General features: G+C 42.4%; 19 protein-coding genes and 1 riboswitch. Of the genes, 15 read left to right on the top strand and 4 right to left on the bottom strand.

Annotated elements, in window-relative coordinates; genetic code table 11:
• Window positions 1–70 precede the first annotated feature (70 nt).
• From AC1DYB_RS07080 to efp, 7 genes are all read left to right on the top strand, one after another.
• Window positions 71–1,330: an HD domain-containing protein gene (locus tag AC1DYB_RS07080; RefSeq protein ID WP_477433580.1), complete on the top strand. Its 1,260-nt coding sequence runs from the start codon at window positions 71–73 to the stop codon at window positions 1,328–1,330.
• 193 nt (window positions 1,331–1,523) lie between these two features.
• Window positions 1,524–2,564, top strand: a complete 1,041-nt coding sequence (lpxD, locus tag AC1DYB_RS07075) for a UDP-3-O-(3-hydroxymyristoyl)glucosamine N-acyltransferase (RefSeq protein ID WP_477433578.1) — start codon at window positions 1,524–1,526, stop codon at window positions 2,562–2,564.
• 116 nt (window positions 2,565–2,680) lie between these two features.
• On the top strand, window positions 2,681–4,087 hold the full coding sequence (locus AC1DYB_RS07070) for a bifunctional UDP-3-O-[3-hydroxymyristoyl] N-acetylglucosamine deacetylase/3-hydroxyacyl-ACP dehydratase (RefSeq protein WP_295721788.1): 1,407 nt from the start codon (window positions 2,681–2,683) through the stop codon (window positions 4,085–4,087).
• Entirely contained in the window at window positions 4,084–4,869 is a 786-nt protein-coding gene (gene lpxA, locus AC1DYB_RS07065) for an acyl-ACP--UDP-N-acetylglucosamine O-acyltransferase (RefSeq protein WP_295721786.1), read from the top strand. The genes AC1DYB_RS07070 and lpxA overlap by 4 nt, the downstream gene beginning before the upstream one ends.
• Window positions 4,870–4,982: 113 nt before the next feature.
• Window positions 4,983–5,603: an ABC transporter ATP-binding protein gene (locus tag AC1DYB_RS07060; RefSeq protein ID WP_477433575.1), complete on the top strand. Its 621-nt coding sequence runs from the start codon at window positions 4,983–4,985 to the stop codon at window positions 5,601–5,603.
• A gap of 165 nt (window positions 5,604–5,768) precedes the next feature.
• A complete protein-coding gene (locus AC1DYB_RS07055) occupies window positions 5,769–6,812 on the top strand; it encodes an NAD(P)-dependent alcohol dehydrogenase (RefSeq protein ID WP_477433573.1) in 1,044 nt (347 codons plus the stop codon).
• Window positions 6,813–7,169: 357 nt separating this feature from the next.
• Window positions 7,170–7,733 carry an elongation factor P gene (gene efp, locus AC1DYB_RS07050; protein ID WP_295721780.1) on the top strand — a complete coding sequence of 188 codons (564 nt, stop codon included), beginning with the start codon at window positions 7,170–7,172 and terminating at the stop codon, window positions 7,731–7,733.
• 145 nt (window positions 7,734–7,878) lie between these two features.
• On the opposite strand, the gene AC1DYB_RS07045 is transcribed toward efp, so the two are convergent.
• The 3 genes from AC1DYB_RS07045 to AC1DYB_RS07035 form a co-directional block, all read right to left on the bottom strand.
• Window positions 7,879–8,646 (bottom strand): exodeoxyribonuclease III, encoded by a 768-nt coding sequence (locus AC1DYB_RS07045; protein WP_477433571.1) that lies wholly within the window; start codon window positions 8,644–8,646, stop codon window positions 7,879–7,881.
• A gap of 119 nt (window positions 8,647–8,765) precedes the next feature.
• Window positions 8,766–9,485, bottom strand: coding sequence for a peptidylprolyl isomerase (locus AC1DYB_RS07040; RefSeq protein WP_477433569.1), 720 nt, complete (start codon window positions 9,483–9,485; stop codon window positions 8,766–8,768).
• A gap of 137 nt (window positions 9,486–9,622) precedes the next feature.
• On the bottom strand, window positions 9,623–9,970 hold the full coding sequence (locus tag AC1DYB_RS07035) for a hypothetical protein (RefSeq protein WP_295721774.1): 348 nt from the start codon (window positions 9,968–9,970) through the stop codon (window positions 9,623–9,625).
• A 265-nt stretch (window positions 9,971–10,235) separates the two neighbouring features.
• Between AC1DYB_RS07035 and AC1DYB_RS07030 the strand changes: the two genes are divergently transcribed.
• From AC1DYB_RS07030 to metF, 8 genes are all read left to right on the top strand, one after another.
• Window positions 10,236–10,562, top strand: coding sequence for a hypothetical protein (locus AC1DYB_RS07030; RefSeq protein WP_295721772.1), 327 nt, complete (start codon window positions 10,236–10,238; stop codon window positions 10,560–10,562).
• Window positions 10,563–10,639: 77 nt separating this feature from the next.
• A complete protein-coding gene (locus AC1DYB_RS07025; protein WP_477433567.1) occupies window positions 10,640–13,150 on the top strand; it encodes a TonB-dependent receptor in 2,511 nt (836 codons plus the stop codon).
• A gap of 224 nt (window positions 13,151–13,374) precedes the next feature.
• Window positions 13,375–13,791 (top strand): tRNA (adenosine(37)-N6)-threonylcarbamoyltransferase complex ATPase subunit type 1 TsaE, encoded by a 417-nt coding sequence (gene tsaE / locus AC1DYB_RS07020; protein WP_477433565.1) that lies wholly within the window; start codon window positions 13,375–13,377, stop codon window positions 13,789–13,791.
• A 56-nt stretch (window positions 13,792–13,847) separates the two neighbouring features.
• On the top strand, window positions 13,848–15,074 hold the full coding sequence (locus AC1DYB_RS07015; RefSeq protein WP_295721765.1) for an alanine dehydrogenase: 1,227 nt from the start codon (window positions 13,848–13,850) through the stop codon (window positions 15,072–15,074).
• 276 nt (window positions 15,075–15,350) lie between these two features.
• Complete coding sequence (locus AC1DYB_RS07010; protein WP_477433563.1) at window positions 15,351–16,334, top strand: YihY/virulence factor BrkB family protein; 984 nt, start codon at window positions 15,351–15,353, stop codon at window positions 16,332–16,334.
• Between the two features lie 114 nt (window positions 16,335–16,448).
• Window positions 16,449–17,180, top strand: coding sequence for a Bax inhibitor-1/YccA family protein (locus AC1DYB_RS07005; protein WP_295721760.1), 732 nt, complete (start codon window positions 16,449–16,451; stop codon window positions 17,178–17,180).
• 132 nt (window positions 17,181–17,312) lie between these two features.
• A riboswitch (SAM riboswitch) is annotated at window positions 17,313–17,423 on the top strand.
• A 161-nt stretch (window positions 17,424–17,584) separates the two neighbouring features.
• Complete coding sequence (gene metH / locus AC1DYB_RS07000) at window positions 17,585–21,259, top strand: methionine synthase (RefSeq protein WP_477433560.1); 3,675 nt, start codon at window positions 17,585–17,587, stop codon at window positions 21,257–21,259.
• Window positions 21,260–21,411: 152 nt separating this feature from the next.
• A complete protein-coding gene (gene metF, locus AC1DYB_RS06995; RefSeq protein WP_477433558.1) occupies window positions 21,412–22,368 on the top strand; it encodes a methylenetetrahydrofolate reductase [NAD(P)H] in 957 nt (318 codons plus the stop codon).
• Window positions 22,369–22,442: 74 nt separating this feature from the next.
• Here metF and AC1DYB_RS06990 read toward each other — a convergent pair whose 3' ends face one another.
• Window positions 22,443–23,309 carry a DUF4261 domain-containing protein gene (locus AC1DYB_RS06990; protein WP_477433556.1) on the bottom strand — a complete coding sequence of 289 codons (867 nt, stop codon included), beginning with the start codon at window positions 23,307–23,309 and terminating at the stop codon, window positions 22,443–22,445.
• Between the last annotated feature and the right edge of the window lie 92 nt (window positions 23,310–23,401).

The following is a 23,401-nucleotide window of genomic DNA, read 5'->3' as shown; positions in this document are numbered from 1 at the left end:
TAACAAAATTTAACAAACATCGGGCGCTTATTTTACCTTTGTTTTACATTTTTGCACTTTATTGATCCCATTGAATAAAAAGAAAATAATAAACGATCCGGTTTACGGCTTTATCAGCATCCCAACAGAGCTGATATTCGACCTGATTGAGCATCCTTACTTTCAAAGATTAAGGTATATCAAGCAATTGGGAATGACACACCTGGTATATCCCGGTGCGCTGCATACCCGTTTCCATCATGCGCTGGGTGCAATGTACCTTATGGATATGGCTATTGAAACCTTGCGTAACAAGGGCCACAACATCAGCGATGAGGAAGAGGAAGCGGTTACCATTGCCATATTACTGCATGATATTGGTCATGGTCCGTTCTCGCACGCGTTGGAGCGTACTATTATTGAAGGCATTGATCATGAGGATATCTCATCAATGCTCATGAATAAACTTAATGAGCAATTTGGCGGGCGTTTAACTATGGCTATCAGTATTTTTAATGATACTTTCCCCCGAAGGTTCCTGCATCAAATGGTATCAAGCCAGTTGGATATGGATAGGCTGGATTATCTTAACCGCGACAGTTTTTTTACAGGTGTATCAGAAGGTGTAATCAGCTCAGAGCGGATCATCAAAATGTTGAACGTTAAGGACGATCTTATTGTGGTAGATGCTAAAGGCATTTATTCGATAGAAAAATTCCTGATAGCCCGCCGGCTGATGTACTGGCAGGTTTACCTGCATAAAGCAGTGGTTGCCGGTGAAGAATTACTGGTGAAAATTTTTAAACGCTGCCGTGAACTTACCTTAAAGGGCGAGGATCTGTTTGCCACACCCGCTTTAAAACATTTTATTAAAGGCCACATCAGCAGGGATGCTTTCATGAACGAAGATCATCACCTGGATACTTTTGCCGGTTTGGATGATACCGATATTATGGCCGCGGTAAAGGTTTGGGCCGGGCATCATGATTTTATATTATCAACCTTATCACAGAACCTGATACAGCGTAAATTGTACCATGTAGATATCAGCAACAAACGGCCGGATAAGGCCTTTGTAAGTTCGCTCATTAAAAAAGCGATGCAAAAATATAGCGTAAGCGAGCAGGATGCAGGTTACTTTGTTTTCACTACATCCATACGTAATAATGCCTACACTGCCGGCGATGGCAATATTGGCATATTGATGAAGGATGGTCATGTACATGATATTACAACCGCAAGCGATAACTCAAATTTAGAGGCATTAGCTAAAACGGTAAAAAAATATATACTTTGCTATAGTAAGGAGTTAATTGAAGTATCAAGTAGTGTTGAAGTATCAAGTAGTTAGTATCAAGTATCAAGATTTTTGGACGCTGCAATGCAGCTGTCTTGTTACTAACTACTTAATAAATGTATCACGTATAAGGATTTTGGGGGGCTTCAATGCAGCTATCTTGATGCTAACTACTTGATACTTGATACTCACTACTTGATACTCACTAATTAATTTGCTGCTTTAATTTTAACATTTAAATTTGTCGATGCAATTTACTGCCCAGGATATAAGTTTTCTTCTTAACGGAACTGTTGAAGGTGATCCTTCGGTAACCGTTCATCAACTGTCCAAAATTGAAGAAGGCACTTCCGGCAGTCTTTCTTTTTTGGCCAATCCTAAGTATGAGCAGTACTTATATACTACAAACGCATCGGTAGTTATTATAAATAACGATCTGCAGCTTACCGGGCCTGTTACCGCTACCCTGATCAGGGTGGAGAATGCTTACAGTTCATTTTCGGTTCTGCTGGAAAAATATAATACCTTCAAACTCAATAAAAAAGGCATCGAACAGCCTTGCTTTATCCACCCATCTGCACAAATTGGTGCCGAACCCTATATAGGAGCATTTGCCTACATTGGGCTTAATGCCAAAATTGGCGACAATTGTAAAATATACCCCAATGTTAACATCGCTGATAATGTAACCATTGGAAACAACGTTACCTTGTTCTCGGGTGTTACTGTTTATTTTGATTGCGTGATAGGTAATAACGTTGTGGTGCACTCGGGCGCGGTGATTGGTAGTGATGGCTTCGGCTTTGCCCCCAATCCCGATGGTACTTATACCAAAGTTGCCCAAATAGGCAACGTGATTTTGGAAGATGACGTGGAGGTAGGATCAAACACCACCATTGACAGGGCTACTATGGGGTCAACAGTAATACGCAAGGGCGTAAAGCTGGATAACCTGATTCAGATAGCCCATAATGTAGAGATTGGGGCTAATACAGTAATTGCGGCCCAAACGGGCATATCAGGCAGTACTAAGGTTGGCGAAAATGTAATTATGGGCGGCCAGGTGGGTTTAGTTGGTCACATCAACATTGCAAACCGGTCACAATTTCAGGCTCAATCAGGTGTTAGCCGCTCTATTACCGAGGAAGGTAAAAAATGGGCCGGTACTCCTGCTACATCATACAATGCCAATATGCGGTCAAATGTGGTTATAAACCGCCTGCCCGAGTTGGAGAAAAGAATAAACGAATTAGAAAAAATAATTATCGAATTAAAGAAGGGGCAATAGTTCGGTAAACGTTCACTGGTTCACCGGTTCATTAGTTCATTGGTCTTTTCTGATGGCAATAATGAACTATTCACCAATGAACTAATGAACAAATGAACCAATGAACGCTACAAAAAATGAATGTAAAACAAAGAACCATTAAAACACCTGTTTCGGTTTCGGGCACCGGCCTACATACCGGTCAAAGGGTAACCATGACATTTAACCCCGCACCCGAAAATCACGGCTATAAATTCAGGAGGGTTGATATGCCCGGTTCGCCTATAATTGATGCGGATGTTGATAATGTGACAGATACATCACGTGGTACTACTATTTCACAAAACGGCGCTACGGTAAATACAGTGGAGCACGTACTTGCTGCATTAGTAGGATTAGAGGTTGATAATGTGCTAATTGATATGGATGGGCCCGAAACGCCTATCATGGATGGCAGTTCGATACAGTTTGTTGACGTAATACTGGAAACTGGCCTGGTTGAACAGGAAGCCGACCGCGAATATTACCACATCCCTTACAATATTCATTACTCTGAGCCCGACCGCAAAGTGGAAATGGTGGCCATGCCTTTGGATGATTACCGTTTTACCTGTATGGTTGACTATAACTCGCAGGTGTTGGGAAGTCAGCATGCCAGTATATCTACCATAAGTGAGTTTAAAAAGGAAATTGCATCATGCCGTACCTTTTGCTTCTTACATGAGTTAGAGATGTTGGTAAAGCATGATTTGATTAAAGGTGGCGATCTTAACAACGCCATTGTGGTTGTTGATAAAGAAGTGGACGAAGAAGAGCTTGCCCACCTTGCCAAACTATTCAACCGTAAAGATATTAACGTAGCCCCGCAGGGAATACTTAATAATATTGAATTGCGCCACCAGAATGAGCCTGCAAGGCACAAGCTGCTGGATATGATAGGCGATTTGGCCCTGGTTGGTGTACCGCTTAAAGGGCACATTATGGCTGCCCGCCCCGGCCATGCTGCTAATGTGGCTTTTGCAAAAAAAATAAAAACATTAATTAAAAAAGAAAAAAGCCGCAAACAGGTTAAGGTGTATGATCCTAATGCCAAGCCGGTATTTGATACGGTAGAAATTATGGGTATGCTACCGCACAGGCAGCCTTTTTTAATGATAGATAAAATATTGGAGTTGACCAAAAGCCACGTTGTGGGCATGAAAAATGTAACCATCAACGAGGAGTTTTTTAAAGGTCACTTCCCGGGCGCCCCTATATTTCCGGGTGTGCTGCAAATTGAGGGTATGGTACAAACCGGGGGTATCCTGGTTTTAAATACGGTACCCGATCCGGAAAATTATTTGACCCTGTTTTTAAAGATAGAAAATGCCCGCTTTAAAAGTAAAGTAGTACCTGGCGACACTATTATTTATATTTGCGATCTGCTGGCCCCTATCAGACGAGGGATTGCGACTATGAAGGGCGTAGGTATGGTTGGCGACAGAGTTGTTGTTGAAGCTGAATTAATGGCACAAATTGTAAAAGTAAAAGGAACAGAAGCATGATCCAGCCTTTAGCATATATACACCCACAGGCTAAAATAGCCGATAATGTGGTGATTGAACCTTTTGTTACTATCCATAAAGATGTTGAAATTGGCGAGGGTACCTGGATAGGCTCCAACTCGGTTATCATGGATGGCGCCCGTATAGGGAAAAACTGCCGTATATTTCCGGGAGCCGTAGTATCTGCGCCACCCCAGGATTTGAAATATAAAGGCGAGCAAAGCACTGTTTCTATAGGTGACAATACAACCATTCGCGAGTGTGTAACACTTAACCGTGGTACTGCTTTGGATAAAAATACCACCACCATTGGCAGCAACTGCCTGCTGATGGCTTATGTGCACGTAGCACATGATTGTGTTATCGGCGATAATGTGATTATTGCCAATGCTGTACAATTGGCCGGGCATATCAATATATATGATTACGCCTTTATTGGCGGATCATCAGCCGTTCACCAGTTTGTTGAAATTGGCGCGCATAGCATGATCTCCGGCGGATCGTTGGTACGTAAGGATGTGCCGCCGTTTACCAAAGCTGGTCGGGAGCCATTATCATACGTAGGTATCAACTCGGTTGGTTTGCGCCGCAGAGGGTTTTCTGCTGCTACTATCAATGAAATCCAGGAGATCTATCGTATCCTGTTCCTCAAAAAATATAATGTAAGTAAGGCCCTTGACATCATCGAAGCCGAGTTTACACCAAGTGTGGAACGCGATGAAATCATCAACTTCCTGCAAAATTCGCAAAGAGGTATCATGAAGGGTTTTGGGAATAGCTAAATTGTCTGAATCAGAATTTACAGGATTTTTGAATTAACAGAATCCTGTAAATTTGTTCAACATTCTCTATTCTGCCCATTCTATAATTCTGTAAATTCTGATTCAGACATCTCATGACCATCACCCTAAATAACATTGGCCGCCGCTTTAACCGCGATTGGATTTTCAGGGGGATACACCATACGTTTACCAGCGGTGAATCATATGCCATACTTGGGCCAAATGGGTCGGGGAAATCTACCTTGCTACAGATTTTAAACGGCAGTCTTTCCCCGTCAATTGGTACTATTGATTTTGAATTTCAGGAAAAACAGATCGAGATTGATAAGGTATTTCAATATTTAAGTCTTGCCGCCCCATACCTGGAAGTAATTGAGGAATTTACGCTTAGTGAAATGGTTGATTTTCATTTTAAGTTTAAAGCTTACAAAGAAGGTGTTGATAAAAAGCACCTGATCAATTTGCTAAACCTGCCCAAAAGCGAGCATAAGCTTATTAAATATTTTTCATCGGGCATGAAACAGCGCCTTAAGCTGATCCTGGCTTTTTGTGCCGATACCCCCATGCTGATGCTCGATGAACCAACCTCCAACCTGGATCATCAGGGTGTGGATTGGTATTTAAGCCTGGTTGAACAGTTTGCAACAGGTCGCCTCACTATCATCTGCTCAAACCAGGAACATGAGTATGGCTTTTGTAAACAACGGCTGAGCATATCTGATTACAAGAGTTAGATTTGAGGCAGAAGTTAAAATCGGTCTTGTCGAAGTTTTGATCTAATCTTATTCCTCCACATGCTATTGTCATAATTCAGCAACTTCCGGGCGAAATCTGAAATCTCACAGCTAATATCTCATATCTATTCCCGTATCTTTAGTTACTAAAACAAAAAACTACTTATGATACCAGTAAAAGGATATGCAGCACAATCACCTACTACCGACCTCGCCCCATGGGATTTTGAGCGACGCGAAGTTGGTGCGCATGATGTGCAATTTGATATTTTATTTTGTGGCGTTTGCCATAGTGACCTTCACCAGATAAAGAATGACTGGTTTCCCGGGATATTCCCAATGGTACCGGGACATGAAATTGTTGGTCGGGTGGTTAAAGTTGGCGATCATGTTAAAAAATTTAAAGTTGGCGATCTTGCCGGTACCGGCTGCCTGGTTGATTCATGCAGGATATGTGAAAACTGTAAGGAGGACCTGGAGCAATATTGCTTAAATGGCAATTCGCAAACCTACAATGGCCTGGAGCAGGATCATAAAACACCTACCTACGGCGGTTACTCCAACAGCATTGTTGTTAATGAAGATTTTGTACTTCATATTTCTGATAAACTTGACCTTGCCGCCACCGCGCCATTGTTATGCGCCGGTATCACCACCTACTCACCGCTTAGGCACTGGAAAGTTGGAAAAGGCCATAAGCTTGCAGTTTTGGGTTTGGGCGGATTAGGCCACATGGGCGTTAAGTTTGGTGTAGCCTTTGGCGCCGAAGTTACCGTTTTAAGTACTTCGCCAAGCAAGGAAGCAGATGCTAAAGCATTGGGAGCACATCATTTTGTGGTAACCAGCGATCCTAAACAGATTGAAGCCGCTAAAAACTCATTCGATTTTATATTGGATACTGTTTCTGCACCACATGATTTTAACATGTACCTGTCTTTATTAAGAACCAATGGTGTACATATTTGCGTAGGGGTGCCACCAGAACCGGCCAGCATCGAGGCATTCAGTTTATTGGGTGGCCGTAAAAGCCTTGCCGGATCTGGCATTGGAGGCTTAGCCGAAACACAGGAAATGCTTGATTTTTGCGCAGAACACAACATCGTATCTGATATTGAAATGATTGATATCAAAGATATCAGCACTGCATATGAACGTATGCAAAAAGGTGATGTACGGTATCGTTTCGTGATTGATATTGCTACGCTGTAGATTTTTGATATTATAAATATATCCTATATGTGATGTATTGACTAAAACTTTTGTCATCCTGAGGAACGAAGGATCTACGCCGCTATGCTTCTTCGCTCTGTAGAGCTTGCGAATAGATCCTTCGTTCCTCAGGATGACAAACTTTTTAAAGCGCCAATTCTCCTTCAAAGTCTTCAGGATTTTATTATTCAATAACGTTTTATAAAAGGTTTACCAACAACCCCATTGTCCTTATTCCTTGCTCTTTTTATCTTTATTCCTATCCCTAACCACCTGATTATCTCCTTTATAAAAATCTAACCTCTCATATTCCACATCTCATATCTAATTCCTAATTTTGCGCCTCAATATTATTTTATGGCCAAAGCATCAGATGTTAAAAATGGAAATGTGCTTCGCTTTAATGGCGAATTAGTGCAGGTAGAGGAATTTTTACACCGTACACCAGGTAACTTGCGTGCATTTTATCAGGCTCGTATGCGTAATGTAAAATCAGGAAAATTGGTTGAATACCGTTTTCGTACCGACGAGGAGGTTGATATTGCCCGTGTTGAAACCAGTGATTATCAATATTTATATGACGAGGGCGATTCATTAGTAGTAATGGATAACACCACTTATGATCAGCATAGCATACCTAAAAAATTATTTGGCCCCGCGGTTAAATTCTTGAAAGAAGGCATGAACGTAATAGTAGCTTTTGAAAGCGAAGAACCTATCATGGGTTCCATCCCCGGATCTGCCGAACTGGAAATTACTTACACCGAGCCAGCCGTTAAAGGCGATACCTCAACAGGCGCCCTAAAAAACGCGACAGTTGAAACCGGTGCCGAGATCCGCGTACCATTATTCATCAATATTGGTGATAAGGTTAAGGTTGATACAGCAACCGGTGCATATGTGGAAAGAGTAAAGGGGTAGCCCCCAACCCCCGGAAGGGGGAATTTTTTGATTAGCATATAAAAAAGGAGGGTTTGTTAAAAACAAACCCTCCTTTTTTTGTCTCTTGGTGTCATGCCGAACTTGAAATAAGCCCTATAAGCTCCCCCTTCAGGGGGCCGGGGGGCTAAAACTCCAGCTCCAGCAAAACCGGGCAATGGTCAGAGTGTTTGGCTTCGGGCAATATAGCGGCTCTTTTAATGTTATTTTCCAGCTCGGTACTGGCCATGGTATAATCAATACGCCAGCCCAGGTTTTTGCCTCTTGCGCCGGCCCTGAAACTCCACCAGGTATAATTATGTGGTTCTTTGTTCAAATGGCGGAAGGTATCAATAAAGCCCCCTTCGATGAATTTCTCCATCCACTCACGTTCTTCGGGTAAAAAGCCGGATGAGTTGGCATTTGACTTTGGATTATGGATATCGATGGGGCGGTGGCAAATGTTGTAATCGCCGCATACTACCAGTTTAGGGTGATCTACCTTTAACAAGGTAAGGTATTTGCCAAACTTATCTAAAAAGCGATACTTAAATACCTGGCGTTCATCGCCGCTTGAGCCCGACGGGAAGTATACACTCATTACGGATACTTCATCAAAATCAACCCGGATGCAACGGCCTTCGCGGTCAAAATCAGGGATACCGCAGCCATATTCAATATGTTTTGGTGTTTGTTTGCAGAAGATAGCGGTACCGCTATACCCCTTTTTTTCGGCCGGGAACCAGTAGTGTTTGTAACCAAGCTGATCTACCAGCCCAAGGTCGGTAAGTACATCGGGAGTAGCTTTAATTTCCTGCAGGCAAACTACATCGGCATCGGTAGCCTGTAGCCAGGCCAGCCAGTTTTTGCTTATTGCAGATCGGATACCATTAACGTTATAAGTGATTATTTTCATGCCCCCTAACCCCCTAAAGGGGGAATTTTTGATTTAAATTATTGTAAAATATTTTGTGCGCAATATTAATTATATCTGTAATGATTGAAGAGCCCTATCACAAATATATCGCTCCCCCTTTAGGGGGCTGGGGGGCCTGGGCTCAAAAGCTTGTCCAGCTGCTTGCATTGCTTTTTGCTCAAAACCTCCACGGTCATGGGTACATCTTCCAGCGGACGGTCATTTTTATCTTTCTTCACCGCAGCAATATGGTCAACCATGTCAATGCTCGATACTACTTCGCCATAAACAGTATAACCATGATCTAATTGAGCGGTACCACCTACTGTTTTGTAATATTCACGCTGCCAGGCCGGTATTTTGTAACCTTTTAAGCGACCGTTTTCCAGCGAATCCATTTTAGCGTCGCTCAGGCGTTTGCCCTCCACAATATAAAACTGGCACCCGCTTGATGCTTTTTTAGGATTATCATCTCGGGCTGCTGCAAGTACCCCACGCTTATGGAACAAACTATCTCTAAACTCGGCCGGTACAGTGTAACCAACATCCCCATTACCCAGTTCGGCGCCGGGTTTTGCTTTGTTGGGATCTTTAGAATCGGGGTCGCCACCCTGGATCATGAAATTCTGGATCACCCTGTGAAATAGCACGCCATTATAAAACCCTTTTTTTGCAAGTTTTATAAAGTTATCGCGGTGTAAAGGGGTTTCATTGTACAAGCGGATGATGACACTGCCATAACTGGTACTGATGCGTACATATTGGTTTTTCGGTGGCTTGGCAAAGGCTGTAGCAGTAAGGGTAAGTAATAACAGTGTTATTGTAAAAAGCTTTTTCATTGGCTGAAACAGAGTTTTTTGAAATTCAGGAAACGTACATCATGTTACCTGATCCAAGTTTTTTCGAATGTGTGAATTTATAGAAACTTAAAGAATAGGTAATTTAACCAACCCCACCCCCAATTCAAACCTGGCAGTTAAACTACTCCCTGTTCCTCAAAATAACTAATTATTAATGATTTCAAGAGCATTTCCTGCTCAAGTAACGTGTAGTTGGGGATAACTTTTATCAATTTCCAATGCGGCCAGCCATCCTGGTCAAGGCCTTCCAGTTCATAAAAACCCATCATGCTCATCAGCTTGCAATTGGCTATATGCATCAACTCTTCTTTTTGGCGTTTGCTAAACTTTCGCGGTCCCTGGCCAAGTTCCTGCACACCAATTAAAAACAGTATTACCTTTATATCGGGTTTTTCGTTATCAAAATCTTCAGCAATGCGTTCCTGCAGTGCAGTCCACTTTAAATTAATTTCAGCAGGTTTCATATGGGCAAAGATAGGGTTAGTTCATGGTTGATAGTTCATGGATCATGGCGAAATGTTAATAACATGATGTAAACACATAAAGCTACTGTAAACTAATACCTGTAAACATCCTGATAGTTAATGAGTGATGCCCAAATAATCACGACTTAGGCTGCCTTGATCCATGAACTATCCACTACCAACTTATCACAATTGTTACAATGTTGCATTAATTATGTGGTTTTATTGCTTATTTTTGTGCCGCACCTTAAAAAAGGTTGTAAGTGTGAAGAAAAATAAATCAAATATTATTTATTCGTGGCTGTTGCTCATCTGCTTTATTGCAGGTCAGTATATGGTTTATTCGCACCAGCACCAGCTTATAAAAGGCATCTCCAAAACAGAACTGGTAACAAACAGCCATCCGCAGCAAACCGTGAAGGAGAAATGCGATATGTGCGATGCCATGCACCACAATTTTGCAGTAATTGATACCCCTTTATATGCAACTCCACAACTTGCAGTAATGCATGTTTTTAAACCTTGCGACTATGATTTTGTAAGCATGTCGCTTGTGCTTGCAGCCGGCAGGGCTCCTCCTGTAATTTCGTAACAAATCTATTCTGTTAGAATTTTTTACAAACTGAGCCGTTTTAAAGGCGGTATTTATTGATCCACAATTTATTCGTTATGAAATTAAAGCTAATTAGCTTCTTAATATTGCTGTTTATAGGTTTTACTTATTTGGCACATGCCACCACTATAACTACTAAAAATACGCCGGAAGATGTTATCGGAACCCTATCGGGTATCATTACAGATAAAGCCGATGGCAAGCCTATTATAGGTGCTACAATCACTATTCCCGATCTGCGAAAAGGTGCAATCACCGATGCAAACGGGAAGTACGTTTTTAACAACATACCTAAAGGTATTTACCTTGTACAGGTAAGTTACATCGGTTATTCAACGCTCAACCAAAGGGTTGATTTTTCCAAAACCACCGTATTTGATGTAAAGCTGCAAACTTCATCTGTTGAGGCCGGCGAGGTTATAATTACCGGTGTAAGTAAAGCCACCGAAATAAAGCGTAGCCCTGTGCCTATGTTAGCCGTGGGGAAAACTTATTTAGATCAGCGCGCTGCTTCTGGTAATATTATTGATCAGATAGCTACCCTGCCGGGCGTAAGCGCCGTTACCACCGGGCCAAACGTATCAAAACCTTTTATCCATGGCCTTGGCTATAATCGGGTTATCACGCTGATGGATGGCATTCGCCAGGAAGGGCAGCAATGGGGCGATGAGCACGGTATTGAGGTAGATCAAAATTCTGTTGATCGTGTTGAGGTAATTAAAGGGCCTGCCAGTTTAACCTATGGCTCTGATGCCATTGGTGGGGTTGTTAACTTAATATCACCATCACCAGTTCCCGAAGGTACAATAGCAGGTTCTGTGCAAGGAATTTATGGCACTAACCAGGGTTTATTGAACGGATCATTCAGACTTCAGGGCAATCAAAATGGTTTTGTTTGGGGGACGGTAGTATCTGCCAAAGAAGGAAAAAACTACCAGAACCAGCATGATGGTCGCGTTTACGGCACCAACTATAAAGAAAAAGATGCCCGTATTATGTTAGGGCTAAATAAATCATGGGGTACATCATATTTGCATGCATCTGTTTTTGATGATGAGCAATCTATCCCTGATGGTAGCCGCGATTCAATTACCCGCCAGTTTACCCGCCAGATTACAGAGGATGATGCCTCCCGGCCTATCGTTCCGCAATCCGTGTTAAACTCATATACTATCCCTACGTTGCACCAGCATGTGCAGCTCTACCGCATCTATAACAATAGTAACTTTAGGTTGGGCGATGGGAACCTGGTTGTAAACCTGGGTTATCAATACAGTCACAGGCGCGAATATACCCATCCCGAAGCTGGTGATGTTGCCGGGTTAAACCTTCATTTAACTACTTATACCTATGATGTTAAATACAATTTCAGTATCGGCAATGATTATGAAACCACTTTTGGCATTAATGGGCAGTATCAAAATAACACTATCGGCGATGCTACAGATTTTCCAATCCCGGCCTATCACCAGTTTGATGTAGGTCCGTTTTTTGTAGTGAAGAAAAGCTACGGAAAGCTTGATCTGTCATTAGGTGCAAGGTATGATAACCGGTCGTTTACCAGTAGTGCTGCCTATGTTGATAGTTTGGGCAGCAACGGATTTCCTCAATTATACACAGGAGCAAATCCAACCACTACACCAAATGTTACCAACCAGTTTGAAGCCTTTAGTAAAACCTTCAGGGGCGCATCAGGCAGCTTTGGGGCCACCTATAACGTATCTAATGCATTCCTGGTAAAAGGTAATATTTCAAGGGGCTTCCGGGCGCCAAGTATTGCCGAGATCTCGGCCAACGGACCAGATCCGGGTTCGCAGATCTATCACATCGGTGATAAAAACTTTAAACCCGAATTCAGTGTACAGGAAGACCTTGGCACCTTTTTAACACTCCCGAATATATCGGCCAGTGTGGAGGTGTTTAATAACGATATCTCCAACTACATTTACCAGCAGCAGGTTTTAAATCCTGATGGAAGCCCGGTTTATACACAAGGTTATACCACATTTACTTATGTGCAAAGTAAAGCGCGTATTTACGGTGGCGAGGTGAATGTAGATTTGCACCCTATACCATGGCTGCATTTTGAAAACGCGCTAAGTTTAACTTATGGCGAAAATAAGGGCAACGGCGGCCCGGTAGCCGACAGTTTAAAATACCTGCCATTTATACCCCCGTTGCACACCCACTCTGAACTGCGCGGTACATTTAACGGTGGCTTTGGCGACTTTAAAAGCTTGTATGTTTTTGTAGGCTTTGATCACTACAGCGCCCAAAACCGTTACTTTGCAGCCTACGGTACCGAGACTGCTACGCCAGGTTATAACCTGCTAAGCGCCGGCTTTGGTGGTAACATTGTAAACAAAGCAGGGCAACCGGTAATTAAATTATTTATTGAAGGTACCAACCTTGCAAATGTTAACTATCAATCAAACATGAGCAGGTTAAAATATTTTGATAACGCAACAGTGCCTGCAGGTGTGCGCCCTGGTATATTTAATATGGGCCGCAATATCAGCTTTAAAGTTGTTGTGCCGTTTGGATTTAATACGGGTAAGAAATCATAAGATAATTCCTTTAGTTAAGAAAGTCCTGCCGGTTATCGTCGGCAGGACTTTCTTATTGGTTTAAGTATTTTTGAGTATTTTTGAGTATTTTTGAATGATCTTCTACTATGTCATTGTGAGGAGGAACGACGAAGCAACCGCGAACTGTGCACGTCCGCGATATAAAGTCCGCGATTGCCACGCTGCGCTCGCAATGACATGGTAGCTTAATTAAAAATGTTACAGTGCAGCTAATCATACCATCCATATCAAATTTACCCAACGCAGCCAAAGCTATTATTGAGCATGCGGCAAACAGTAGGATCTTTCTTTTTTATGGCGATATGGGTGCGGGTAAAACCACACTTATTAAAGAACTATGCAAGGGCTTAGGCACAACGGATACGGTGACCAGTCCTACATTTTCTATTGTTAACGAGTATCATACTGTAAAAGGTAAGATATATCATTTTGATTTTTATCGGCTTAAGGACCAAACCGAGGCCCTTGATATGGGTTATGAAGAATACTTTTATGACGGTGCTTATTGTTTTATTGAGTGGCCTGAGAAAATACCAGACCTGCTGCCACAGCATTACTCCAACATTAATCTAAAGGTTTTGGATGATGGAGCGAGGCAGATAGACATTGAAATTATTTAGTTTTATGATAAGTCGTTTTTTCTTATCTTCATCAGCCAGAAAAATAACACACACAAATGAGTTCAGGGATATACAGCGGGTTTTCGGATGTTGCCAAACAGGCAATGATGCAACCGCAGGAGTCGATGCTGGAGGTTAAAAGCAAAAAAAACAAACTATTTATCGGCATCCCCAAGGAGATTTCCTTCCAGGAAAACAGGATTCCGCTTACACCACTTTCGGTAGCGTTATTGGTAAATAACGGGCATCATGTAATGCTGGAAAGTAATGCCGGGCAGGCCGCTAATTTTAGCGACAAGGATTACAGCGAGCAGGGAGCTCATATTGTATATGATACAAAAGCTGTTTATGAGGCCGATATCATCATAAAAATCGCTCCTCCTATGAAGCAGGAGATTGAAATGATGAAGCCCGGACAGATCCTGATTTCGGCCCTGCAAATGGCAACACTTAAAGCAGATTGCCTGCATGCCCTCATCAATAAAAAAATAACCGCACTTTGCTTTGAGCATTTGCGCGATGAAGGAGGCTCTCTTAGCGTTGTAAGGGCCATGAGCGAGATTGTGGGCGCAACATCCATATTAATTGCGGCCGAATATTTAAGTAACGTTTTTGAAGGTAAAGGCCTGATGCTGGGAGGCATTACCGGCGTGCCGCCAACAGAGATCGTGATACTGGGTGCCGGTACTGTGGGTGAATATGCCGCGCGCACCGCTATATCATTAGGTGCCGAGGTAAAGGTTTTTGACCCATCAATATACAAGCTGCGCCGTTTGCAAAACAATATTGGCAGCCGGGTTTTTACCTCTGTAGTGCAGCCAATAGTATTGGAAAAGGCGATTACTACATGCGATGTGGCTATTGGGGCCATGCGCGCGGAGGATGGCCGCAGTCCCTGCATTATATCAGAAACAACCGTTAGCCGCATGAAGCGCGATTCGGTAATTATTGATGTAAGTATTGACCAGGGTGGCTGCTTTGAAACATCCGAAGTTACCAATCATACTCACCCGGTGTTTCGCAAATATGATGTGATCCATTATTGTGTGCCCAATATAGCTTCAAGAGTTGCCCGTACTGCTACCTATGCGCTTACCAATATTTTTGCTCCTATCCTGTTGGATATTGGCGAACACGGAGGTATCAAGAATGTGATATGGCAAAAATCGGGGGTGCGTAATGCTGTTTATATTTACCAGGGCCATCTTACAAACAAACACATTGGTGAGCGTTTCGGCATCCCATGTAAAGATCTTGATTTGCTTATCGTATCAAACAGGTAAACTTTGTTGGCTTGCTGTCTTGTTGCTTTTTATTGTAAACAACAACGCCCAGGCACAACACTACAAGTATATTGACAGTCCCCGGATATGCAAACGCATAGTTTCACCGTACTAAAAAGTGAATGGTGGCCTGATGATTTTGGCGAATGACCTGATTGTCAGCTGCCCGATACCCCTTTTACAGCTTTGTAATTGGAATTTTAATCACCATTTGCTTAAAGGCATTAAAATTGCTTTGCAATATGGGTTTAAGCAGTATAATTAAAAAAATAAGGAATGAGTTTTTTAAGCAAAGAATATTTAACACAGCTTTGGAAGGTATTGGTGGCAACCTTTAAAGGCTTTGGAAGCGATAATGGTTTAAAATTAAGTGCATCGTTGGCTTACTATACCGTGTTTTCCATTGCTCCCTTGCTCATCATCGTTATCTCAGTAGCGGGCCTGGTTTTTGGACAGGATGCAGCTACAGACAGGTTGTACCCACAAATTGCTCATTATGTAGGTTCAGGACCCGCTTTGCAAATCCAGGATATATTAAAACACCTGGCACTTTCGGGCAAATCGGGGATGGCGGTAATAATTGGTGTAATTACCCTGCTATTGGGCGCGAGCAGTATTTTTATTGAGATACAGGATTCATTGAACACCATTTGGCGGGTAAAAGCAAAACCAAAACGCGGCTGGGTTCAACTGCTCAAAAATCGTTTTGTATCCTTTTCATTAATTATAAGCCTTGGTTTTTTGCTTTTAGCTACACTTGCAATAAATATTATACTTGATGCCTTGAAGGATAAAATACAACATTTTATCCCCGTTGTAACAGGATTACTGTTAAAAGGAATTAACCTTGCCATCACTGTCATCGTAATTACTACTTTGTTTGGCATCATATTTAAGTTTTTGCCCGATGTAAAAATCAAGTGGAAAGATGTGCGGTCTGGCGCTTTTTTTACGTCGTTGCTTTTTATGCTTGGTCAGTATATGATTAGTCTGTATATTCAATATACGGCTCAGGGATCAGCTTACGGAGCTGCAGGCTCCATCATTGTTATTTTGGTTTGGATCTATTATACATCGGCTATATTATACATCGGCGCCGAGTTTACCCAGGTATATGCCGAGGCCATTGGCAGCCGTATTGAACCGGCAGATTACGCGGTTTCTGTTCAACAAACCGAGGTTGAAAGAGAAGTGAAAAATCTTCCCCCACAAAATCCGCAATTGCAGGGGCATTTGAAAAAGGATGTGCTGAAGAAATAATCGATCGCGCGGAGTTAACCGGTTTAGGTCCTGATCTCTTGACTCTCCACAAACAATCTTCACATGATATTCACTTATTATTCGTAAATTCGTATAAGAATTATTTATAAAAAAATGGAAACTAAAGATCCTGAATACGTTTACAAAAACGTAATACAATTAACAGAACAAGATGCATCCCGTAAATTTATAGCTAATGTATTTTTATGGATGTTTGTTGCCTTAGGCCTTTCTGCCTTTTGCGCTTTTGTTTTTTCAAATAACCAGGCATTGTATGAAATGCTCAGAAACCCGGAAACAGGTGGTAACACCGGTTTAGGTACTATTGTAATGTTTGCTCCGCTTGCTTTTGTGTTAATTATCTCGTTTGGTTTTAACCGCTTGTCTTACGGTGTTTTAGCATTGCTTTTTGTTGCATTTTCGGCAATAATGGGAGTAAGTTTAAGCTATATACTTTTGGTTTATGCAACAAGCTCTGTGGTGGGTGTATTTGTTACCACCTCTGTAGTGTTTGGCGTTATGGCAGTTGCCGGATACACCACCAAAACCGATCTTACAAACTTTGGGTCGATAATGATAATGGGCTTGATTGGTATAATCGTAGCATCAATATTTAACATGTTTATGCACAGTACCCAATTAGAATATATTATTAGCTACGTTGGTATAGCTGTTTTTGTTGGCTTAACGGCATATGATGTTCAAAAACTAAAGCGTATTGGCGCTGGCCTTGAATATGGCGACGCTTCGGCAAAAAAAATGGCCCTTATGGGTGGCTTAACATTATACCTTGATTTCATCAACCTTTTCCTGATGATACTGCGTTTATTCGGCAGAAGAAAATAATATTAGCAAAACATTTATTATTAAAAGCTGCCTGCAAAGGCGGCTTTTTTTGTATGCGTAAATTTACTTAGCGTACAGATAGATGAGGATATACACTATTGCATTTTACCGCATTATTATGCACCTTTGCAATGCTTATGGAGAAAGACGGAGGGATTAGACCCTGCGATGTCTTAGCAACCTGTGCTTCACAAGGTGCTACATTCTACTCAGCCAGCCGCACGGCCCTGGGAAAGATAAGCGAAAGTCAAAATAACACCCGACTTTTCGAAATAAGTTTTTTAAGTATCAAGTAGTTAGTATCAGGTATCAAGACATTTTTTTGCTTGTATCATGACCTAATTAAAATCAAGCACCGGAATTTGCCGTACTTGATACTTGATACTAATTACTTGATACTATCAATGGATATTAGAAAAGAATTAGAAAAACGCATCCTTGTGATCGACGGTGCCATGGGCACCATGATACAGCGGTACCAGCTTACCGAGAAGGATTTTCGTGGGGAAAGATTTAAAGATCACAATAGCGATCTGCAGGGGAATAATGACCTTTTGAACATCACACGCCCGGATATCATTAAGGCCATCCATGCCGAATATTTGGATGCCGGCGCGGATATCATCGAGACAAATACTTTTAGCACACAAATAATTTCCCTGGCTGATTATAAGCTGGAAGAACTGGCGTACGAGCTGAGCTATGAAGGTGCACGCCTTGCCCGCGAAGTTGCTGATGAGTACAATATAAAAACGCCGGATAAACCACGTTTTGTGGCCGGGGCTGTTGGGCCAACCAACCGTACCGCTTCCCTTTCGCCCGATGTTAATGATCCGGGTTATCGGGCGGTTACTTTTGATGATCTGGCCGATGCTTATTACGACCAGGTTCGTGGCCTGGTTGATGGCGGATCGGACTTGTTACTGGTTGAAACCATATTTGATACCCTGAATGCCAAGGCCGCTTTGTTTGCCATCAACCGTTATGCAAATGAATCTGGCAAGCATCTGCCTGTCATGATCTCGGGTACTATTACCGATGCTTCCGGGCGTACATTATCGGGGCAAACTGTTGAGGCTTTCTGGAATTCTATCCGCCATGCCAACCTGCTTTCGGTAGGTTTAAACTGTGCTTTAGGTGCAAGGGAAATGCGCCCGCACCTTGCCGAACTTTCTGAGAAAGCCGATGTATATATATCAGCTTATCCAAACGCCGGCTTGCCGAATGAGTTTGGTCAGTATGACGAAACCGCTCATGAAACTGCTCACCAGGTTGATGATTTTATCAAAGCCGGGCTGGTTAATATAGTGGGTGGTTGTTGCGGCACTACTCCCGAGCATATCAAATGTATTGCCGAGCGGGCATCTAAGTATCCACCCCGGAGAATCCCGGAAGTGGAGCCGGATCTTCGCCTGAGTGGTTTGGAAGCCGTTACCATAAAGCCCGAAAGTATTTTTGTAAACGTAGGTGAGCGTACCAATATCACCGGATCGCCAAAATTCTCCAAACTGATATTAGCCGAGGATTATGAAGCTGCTTTGGCTGTGGCCCTGCAACAGGTTGAGGGTGGTGCCCAGGTGATTGATATCAACATGGATGAGGGGATGATTGATTCGGAAGCGGTGATGGTTAAATTCCTGAACCTGGTAGCCTCCGAACCCGATATTGCCAAATTGCCCATCATGATTGATTCATCTAAATGGACGGTTATTGAGGCTGGTTTAAAATGTATCCAGGGTAAGGGCATCGTAAACTCTATCTCCCTTAAAGAGGGCGAAGAAAAGTTTATTGAGTACGCCCGCAAAATATTAAGCTACGGCGCCGCTGCTGTAGTAATGGCTTTTGACGAAACCGGCCAGGCCGATTCATTACAGCGCCGTACCGAGATTTGTAAACGCTCCTATGATATATTAGTTGATGTGGTTGGTTTCCCTCCGCAGGATATTATTTTCGACCCGAATATATTAACTGTTGCTACCGGCCTGGAAGAACACAACAACTACGCGGTTGATTTTATTGAAGCCACCCGCTGGATAAAACAAAACCTGCCTCACGCCAAAGTAAGCGGCGGGGTGAGTAATATTTCATTCTCCTTTAGGGGAAACAATGTTGTGCGCGAGGCTATGCACTCGGCATTTTTGTATCATGCTATTAAAGCGGGTATGGATATGGGTATTGTAAACGCCGGGATGCTGGAAGTTTATGAAGAGATTGATAAAACCCTGCTGGAGCTGGTAGAGGACGTATTGCTTAATCGCCGTGATGATTCTACCGAGCGCCTTGTGGAATATGCCGATACCATCAAAAGTAAAGGCAAAGAGATTGTGCGCGATGAAGAATGGCGTAAACAACCAGTAGCCAAACGCTTATCACACGCGTTGGTTAAAGGTATTATTGAATATTTAGATGATGATGTGGAAGAGGCGCGCCAGGCTTATGATAAACCACTGGAGGTAATTGAGGGTCCGCTAATGGACGGCATGAACATCGTTGGTGATCTGTTTGGTGCCGGCAAAATGTTTTTGCCGCAGGTGGTAAAATCGGCCCGTGTAATGAAAAAGGCGGTGGCTTACCTGTTGCCTTTCATTGAGGAGGAAAAGAAAAACAATGCCAATGCAGATCAGCGGGCCAATGCCGGTAAGGTGCTGATGGCTACCGTAAAGGGCGATGTGCATGATATTGGTAAAAATATAGTAGGTGTAGTTTTGGCCTGTAATAACTTCGAGGTAATTGACCTGGGCGTAATGGTGCCGGCACAAAGAATCATCGAGGAAGCAAAAAAACAAAACGTAGATATTATCGGCCTTAGTGGATTAATCACTCCATCGCTTGATGAGATGGTGCATTTTGCCAAAGAGATGGAACGTGAGGGCTTTACTATTCCGTTGATTATTGGCGGGGCTACTACATCACGTATTCATGCTGCTGTAAAGGTTGATCCTCATTACTCGGGTGCAGCTATACATGTATTGGATGCATCGCGCAGTGTTACTGTTTGCAGCAGTTTGATGAACCGCGAAAATCGTGATGCTTACATTAAAAATATTAAAGACGAGTACGCCAAATCGCGCGAAGCGCATTTGAATAAAAAATCTGACAAGCGGTTTGTTACCATTGATCAGGCCAGGCAGTCAAAATTTCAGATCAGTCTGGATGGTGATATTGCGCCTAAGCCAACTTTTACCGGTACCAAAGTATTGGAGTCGTACCCGCTGGAGGAGCTCGTTCCCTATATCGACTGGACACCGTTTTTCCATACCTGGGAATTGCGCGGAAGCTATCCTAAAATATTTGCGGATAAATTTGTGGGCGATGAAGCCAAAAAACTTTTTGATGATGCACAGGAGCTGTTGAAGAAAATTGTAGATCAAAAACTATTGCAGGCTAATGGCGTAATAGGTTTTTGGCCGGCTAACAGCGTTGGTGATGATATTGAATTGTATACAGATGAAAGCAGAACGCAATTGTTAACCCGCATTCATACGCTTCGCCAGCAGGCCGAAAAGGTAAAAGGCGACCCTTATTATGCGTTGTCAGATTTTATCGCGCCAAAAGAAAGTGGAGTTCCCGATTATTTTGGTGGGTTCGCGGTAACTACAGGTATTGGCTGCGATGAAATGGTAGCCGAATTTGAGGCCGACCATGACGACTATAACAGCATTATGGCCAAAGCCCTTGCCGACCGCCTTGCCGAAGCCTTTGCTGAGAAAATGCATGAACTGGTACGTAAGGAATACTGGGGCTACTCTAAAGGGGAAAAATTAAGCACTGAAGACCTGATCAAAGAAGACTACCAGGGTATCCGCCCGGCACCGGGTTATCCTGCCTGTCCGGATCATACGGAAAAAACAACCTTGTTTGAATTGTTAAAAGCAGAAGATGCCGCCAAAATGCACCTGACTGAAAGCCTGGCGATGACCCCGGCTGCATCGGTAAGCGGTTTCTATTTCGCGCATCCGCAGGCCAGATATTTTGGACTTGGCAAGATCAGCAAGGATCAGATTGAGGATTACGCGGTTAGGAAAAACATGGATCTCGAAACGGTTGAACGCTGGTTAGGTCCGAATATAAATTATTAAGATCACAAATATAAAACGACATACAGGCATATAAACCCGTCATTTCGAGGTACGAAGCAATCCCCGATAAGCAGAGCCACTCTGTAAAGTTTGGGGATTGCTTCGTACCTCGCAATGACGGGTGAGGAGAGCCCCGTAACCCGAACCATATAATGAAGATAACGGAACACATAAAAAACGCAAACGGTAAAACACTATTCTCTTTCGAGCTGATTCCACCGTTGAAAGGTCAGAGCATCGAGGGCATCTACAATGCTATTGATCCGTTGATGGAATTTAAACCGCCGTTTATTGATGTTACTTCGCTGCGCGAGGATTTTATTTATAAGGAGCACGATAATGGTTTGCTGGAGAAACTGAGCTATCGCAAACGCCCCGGTACTATTGCTATCTGTGCGGCCATTATGAATAAGTATAAGGTTGATACCGTTCCGCATTTGTTGTGTGGTGGTTTTACCAAGGATGAAACCGAGAATGGTTTGGTTGATCTGCAATTTTTGGGTATCGAAAATGTACTGGTACTTCGTGGAGATGCAAGACGCGGAGACGCTTCTTTTGTACCTACCCCAAACGGGCACAACTACGCTACCGACCTGCTGCAACAGGTAGTGAACATGAACAATGGCATTTACCTGCATGAGCATAATAATGACAGTCTTAAAACCGATTTCTGTATCGGGATTGCAGGCTACCCTGAAAAGCATTTTGAAGCCCCAAACCTCAAAACCGATTTTAAATACCTTAAACAAAAGGTAGATATGGGTGCAAATTTCATTGTAACCCAAATGTTTTTTGACAACCAAAAGTATTTCGATTTTGTAAACAATTGCCGCGCCAATGGGATTACAGTACCTATTATACCGGGTTTAAAGCCGGTTACCACATCAAAGCAATTGATCAATCTGGCCAAAACATTCCATATTGATATGCCGGAAGATCTGTGCGATGCGGTAAATGGATGCAAATCAGAAAAAGATGTGAAGGATATTGGTGTAGAATGGATGATAAACCAATGCCGCGAGCTGATAGCTTTTGGCGTACCTGTACTGCACTTTTATACCATGAGTAACGCCGGGCCAACTAAGCGAATTGCGGAAGCAATATTTTAGTAGACCTTTATAGTAATATTCTTTGGAGAAAACGGTGTTCTAAACAAGAGCATCGTTTTTTGTTTATTCATTATTCAATTCGACTGTACGTTTATAACCACGCGTTCTGGTTGTAATGCCGGTATGATCCGTTCACATTTCCATTTGCTCCCGCTAATTGTCCCTTCGAGTGTATTTCCGTTTTCTATAACATCGCCGCTATCATAAATGTAATAGGCATAATTCCACAGTAAATTTGCTATTTCATTTGCTTCAAAAGCAGAAAAACGAACCTGAAAATCGGGCAGGCCAATAGCATTGAGTCCAATAGTGTCCATTAACAGGTCTGTTTTGCCGCTACCGGTAATATTGAAAAGCCTTACATTAAAAAGTGCATGGAGTATTTGTCTGTTCGGCTCATCCCAGTCGTTGATCAGGTTTGTTGGATTGATCAATTTTTGGCCATGAACAGCATATACAACATCTGGTTTTGTTGCTTTGACAACTGCAACCAAAAAGTTCATATACAGGTTTAAACGCTGTTTGTATTCCAGCGTCCTGGTCATGATGTCGGTAACAAGTAACTCATAATGGCAATTATTTGTGGCGATCTTGGCATCTTTCCAATGCCAGTTTTGCTGAAAGGCCTCTTCTGGAATTTCAAGTTTAGGGTACTTATCTTCAGGTACTAAAACAATACATTGCGCCGGGCCTGTTGCATCGGCCAGCTCAACTTTAAAATCGGGAAAGGCAAACATAAAAGCACTTTTTATTTCTGAGTGCGTAATATTATTAACATATCTGTTTAGCTCATATAGTATCTTTTCGACATTTATAACCGGCTTATCTACAAATAAAAGCTTGGTAGTAAGGATTTCAGGATAGTTTTCTAACCGCTCTTGTTCAGGTTCTGGATTATCAGTTATTGTCGACTTCTTTTTAAATATATCGAAGATTCCCATAGGGGTGTATTAAAATGATGATTTGAGGGTTGGATTTATAAAATATATTTAAAAAATTTATCCTAAACCTGTCAATCAAATATCTACATTTA

The organism is Mucilaginibacter sp. P2_A4 (assembly GCF_056405015.1).
This window is presented reverse-complemented; position numbering and strand designations above follow the sequence as displayed.

Coding starts and splice junctions, on each gene's coding strand:
- lpxD (WP_477433578.1), top strand. CDS start 1,524: ATGCAATTTACTGCCCAGGATATAAGTTTTCTTCTTAACGGAACTGTT.
- AC1DYB_RS07070 (WP_295721788.1), top strand. CDS start 2,681: ATGAATGTAAAACAAAGAACCATTAAAACACCTGTTTCGGTTTCGGGC.
- lpxA (WP_295721786.1), top strand. CDS start 4,084: ATGATCCAGCCTTTAGCATATATACACCCACAGGCTAAAATAGCCGAT.
- AC1DYB_RS07060 (WP_477433575.1), top strand. CDS start 4,983: ATGACCATCACCCTAAATAACATTGGCCGCCGCTTTAACCGCGATTGG.
- AC1DYB_RS07055 (WP_477433573.1), top strand. CDS start 5,769: ATGATACCAGTAAAAGGATATGCAGCACAATCACCTACTACCGACCTC.
- efp (WP_295721780.1), top strand. CDS start 7,170: ATGGCCAAAGCATCAGATGTTAAAAATGGAAATGTGCTTCGCTTTAAT.
- AC1DYB_RS07045 (WP_477433571.1), bottom strand. CDS start 8,646: ATGAAAATAATCACTTATAACGTTAATGGTATCCGATCTGCAATAAGC.
- AC1DYB_RS07040 (WP_477433569.1), bottom strand. CDS start 9,485: ATGAAAAAGCTTTTTACAATAACACTGTTATTACTTACCCTTACTGCT.
- AC1DYB_RS07035 (WP_295721774.1), bottom strand. CDS start 9,970: ATGAAACCTGCTGAAATTAATTTAAAGTGGACTGCACTGCAGGAACGC.
- AC1DYB_RS07025 (WP_477433567.1), top strand. CDS start 10,640: ATGAAATTAAAGCTAATTAGCTTCTTAATATTGCTGTTTATAGGTTTT.
- AC1DYB_RS07015 (WP_295721765.1), top strand. CDS start 13,848: ATGAGTTCAGGGATATACAGCGGGTTTTCGGATGTTGCCAAACAGGCA.
- AC1DYB_RS07010 (WP_477433563.1), top strand. CDS start 15,351: ATGAGTTTTTTAAGCAAAGAATATTTAACACAGCTTTGGAAGGTATTG.
- AC1DYB_RS07005 (WP_295721760.1), top strand. CDS start 16,449: ATGGAAACTAAAGATCCTGAATACGTTTACAAAAACGTAATACAATTA.
- metH (WP_477433560.1), top strand. CDS start 17,585: ATGGATATTAGAAAAGAATTAGAAAAACGCATCCTTGTGATCGACGGT.
- metF (WP_477433558.1), top strand. CDS start 21,412: ATGAAGATAACGGAACACATAAAAAACGCAAACGGTAAAACACTATTC.
- AC1DYB_RS06990 (WP_477433556.1), bottom strand. CDS start 23,309: ATGGGAATCTTCGATATATTTAAAAAGAAGTCGACAATAACTGATAAT.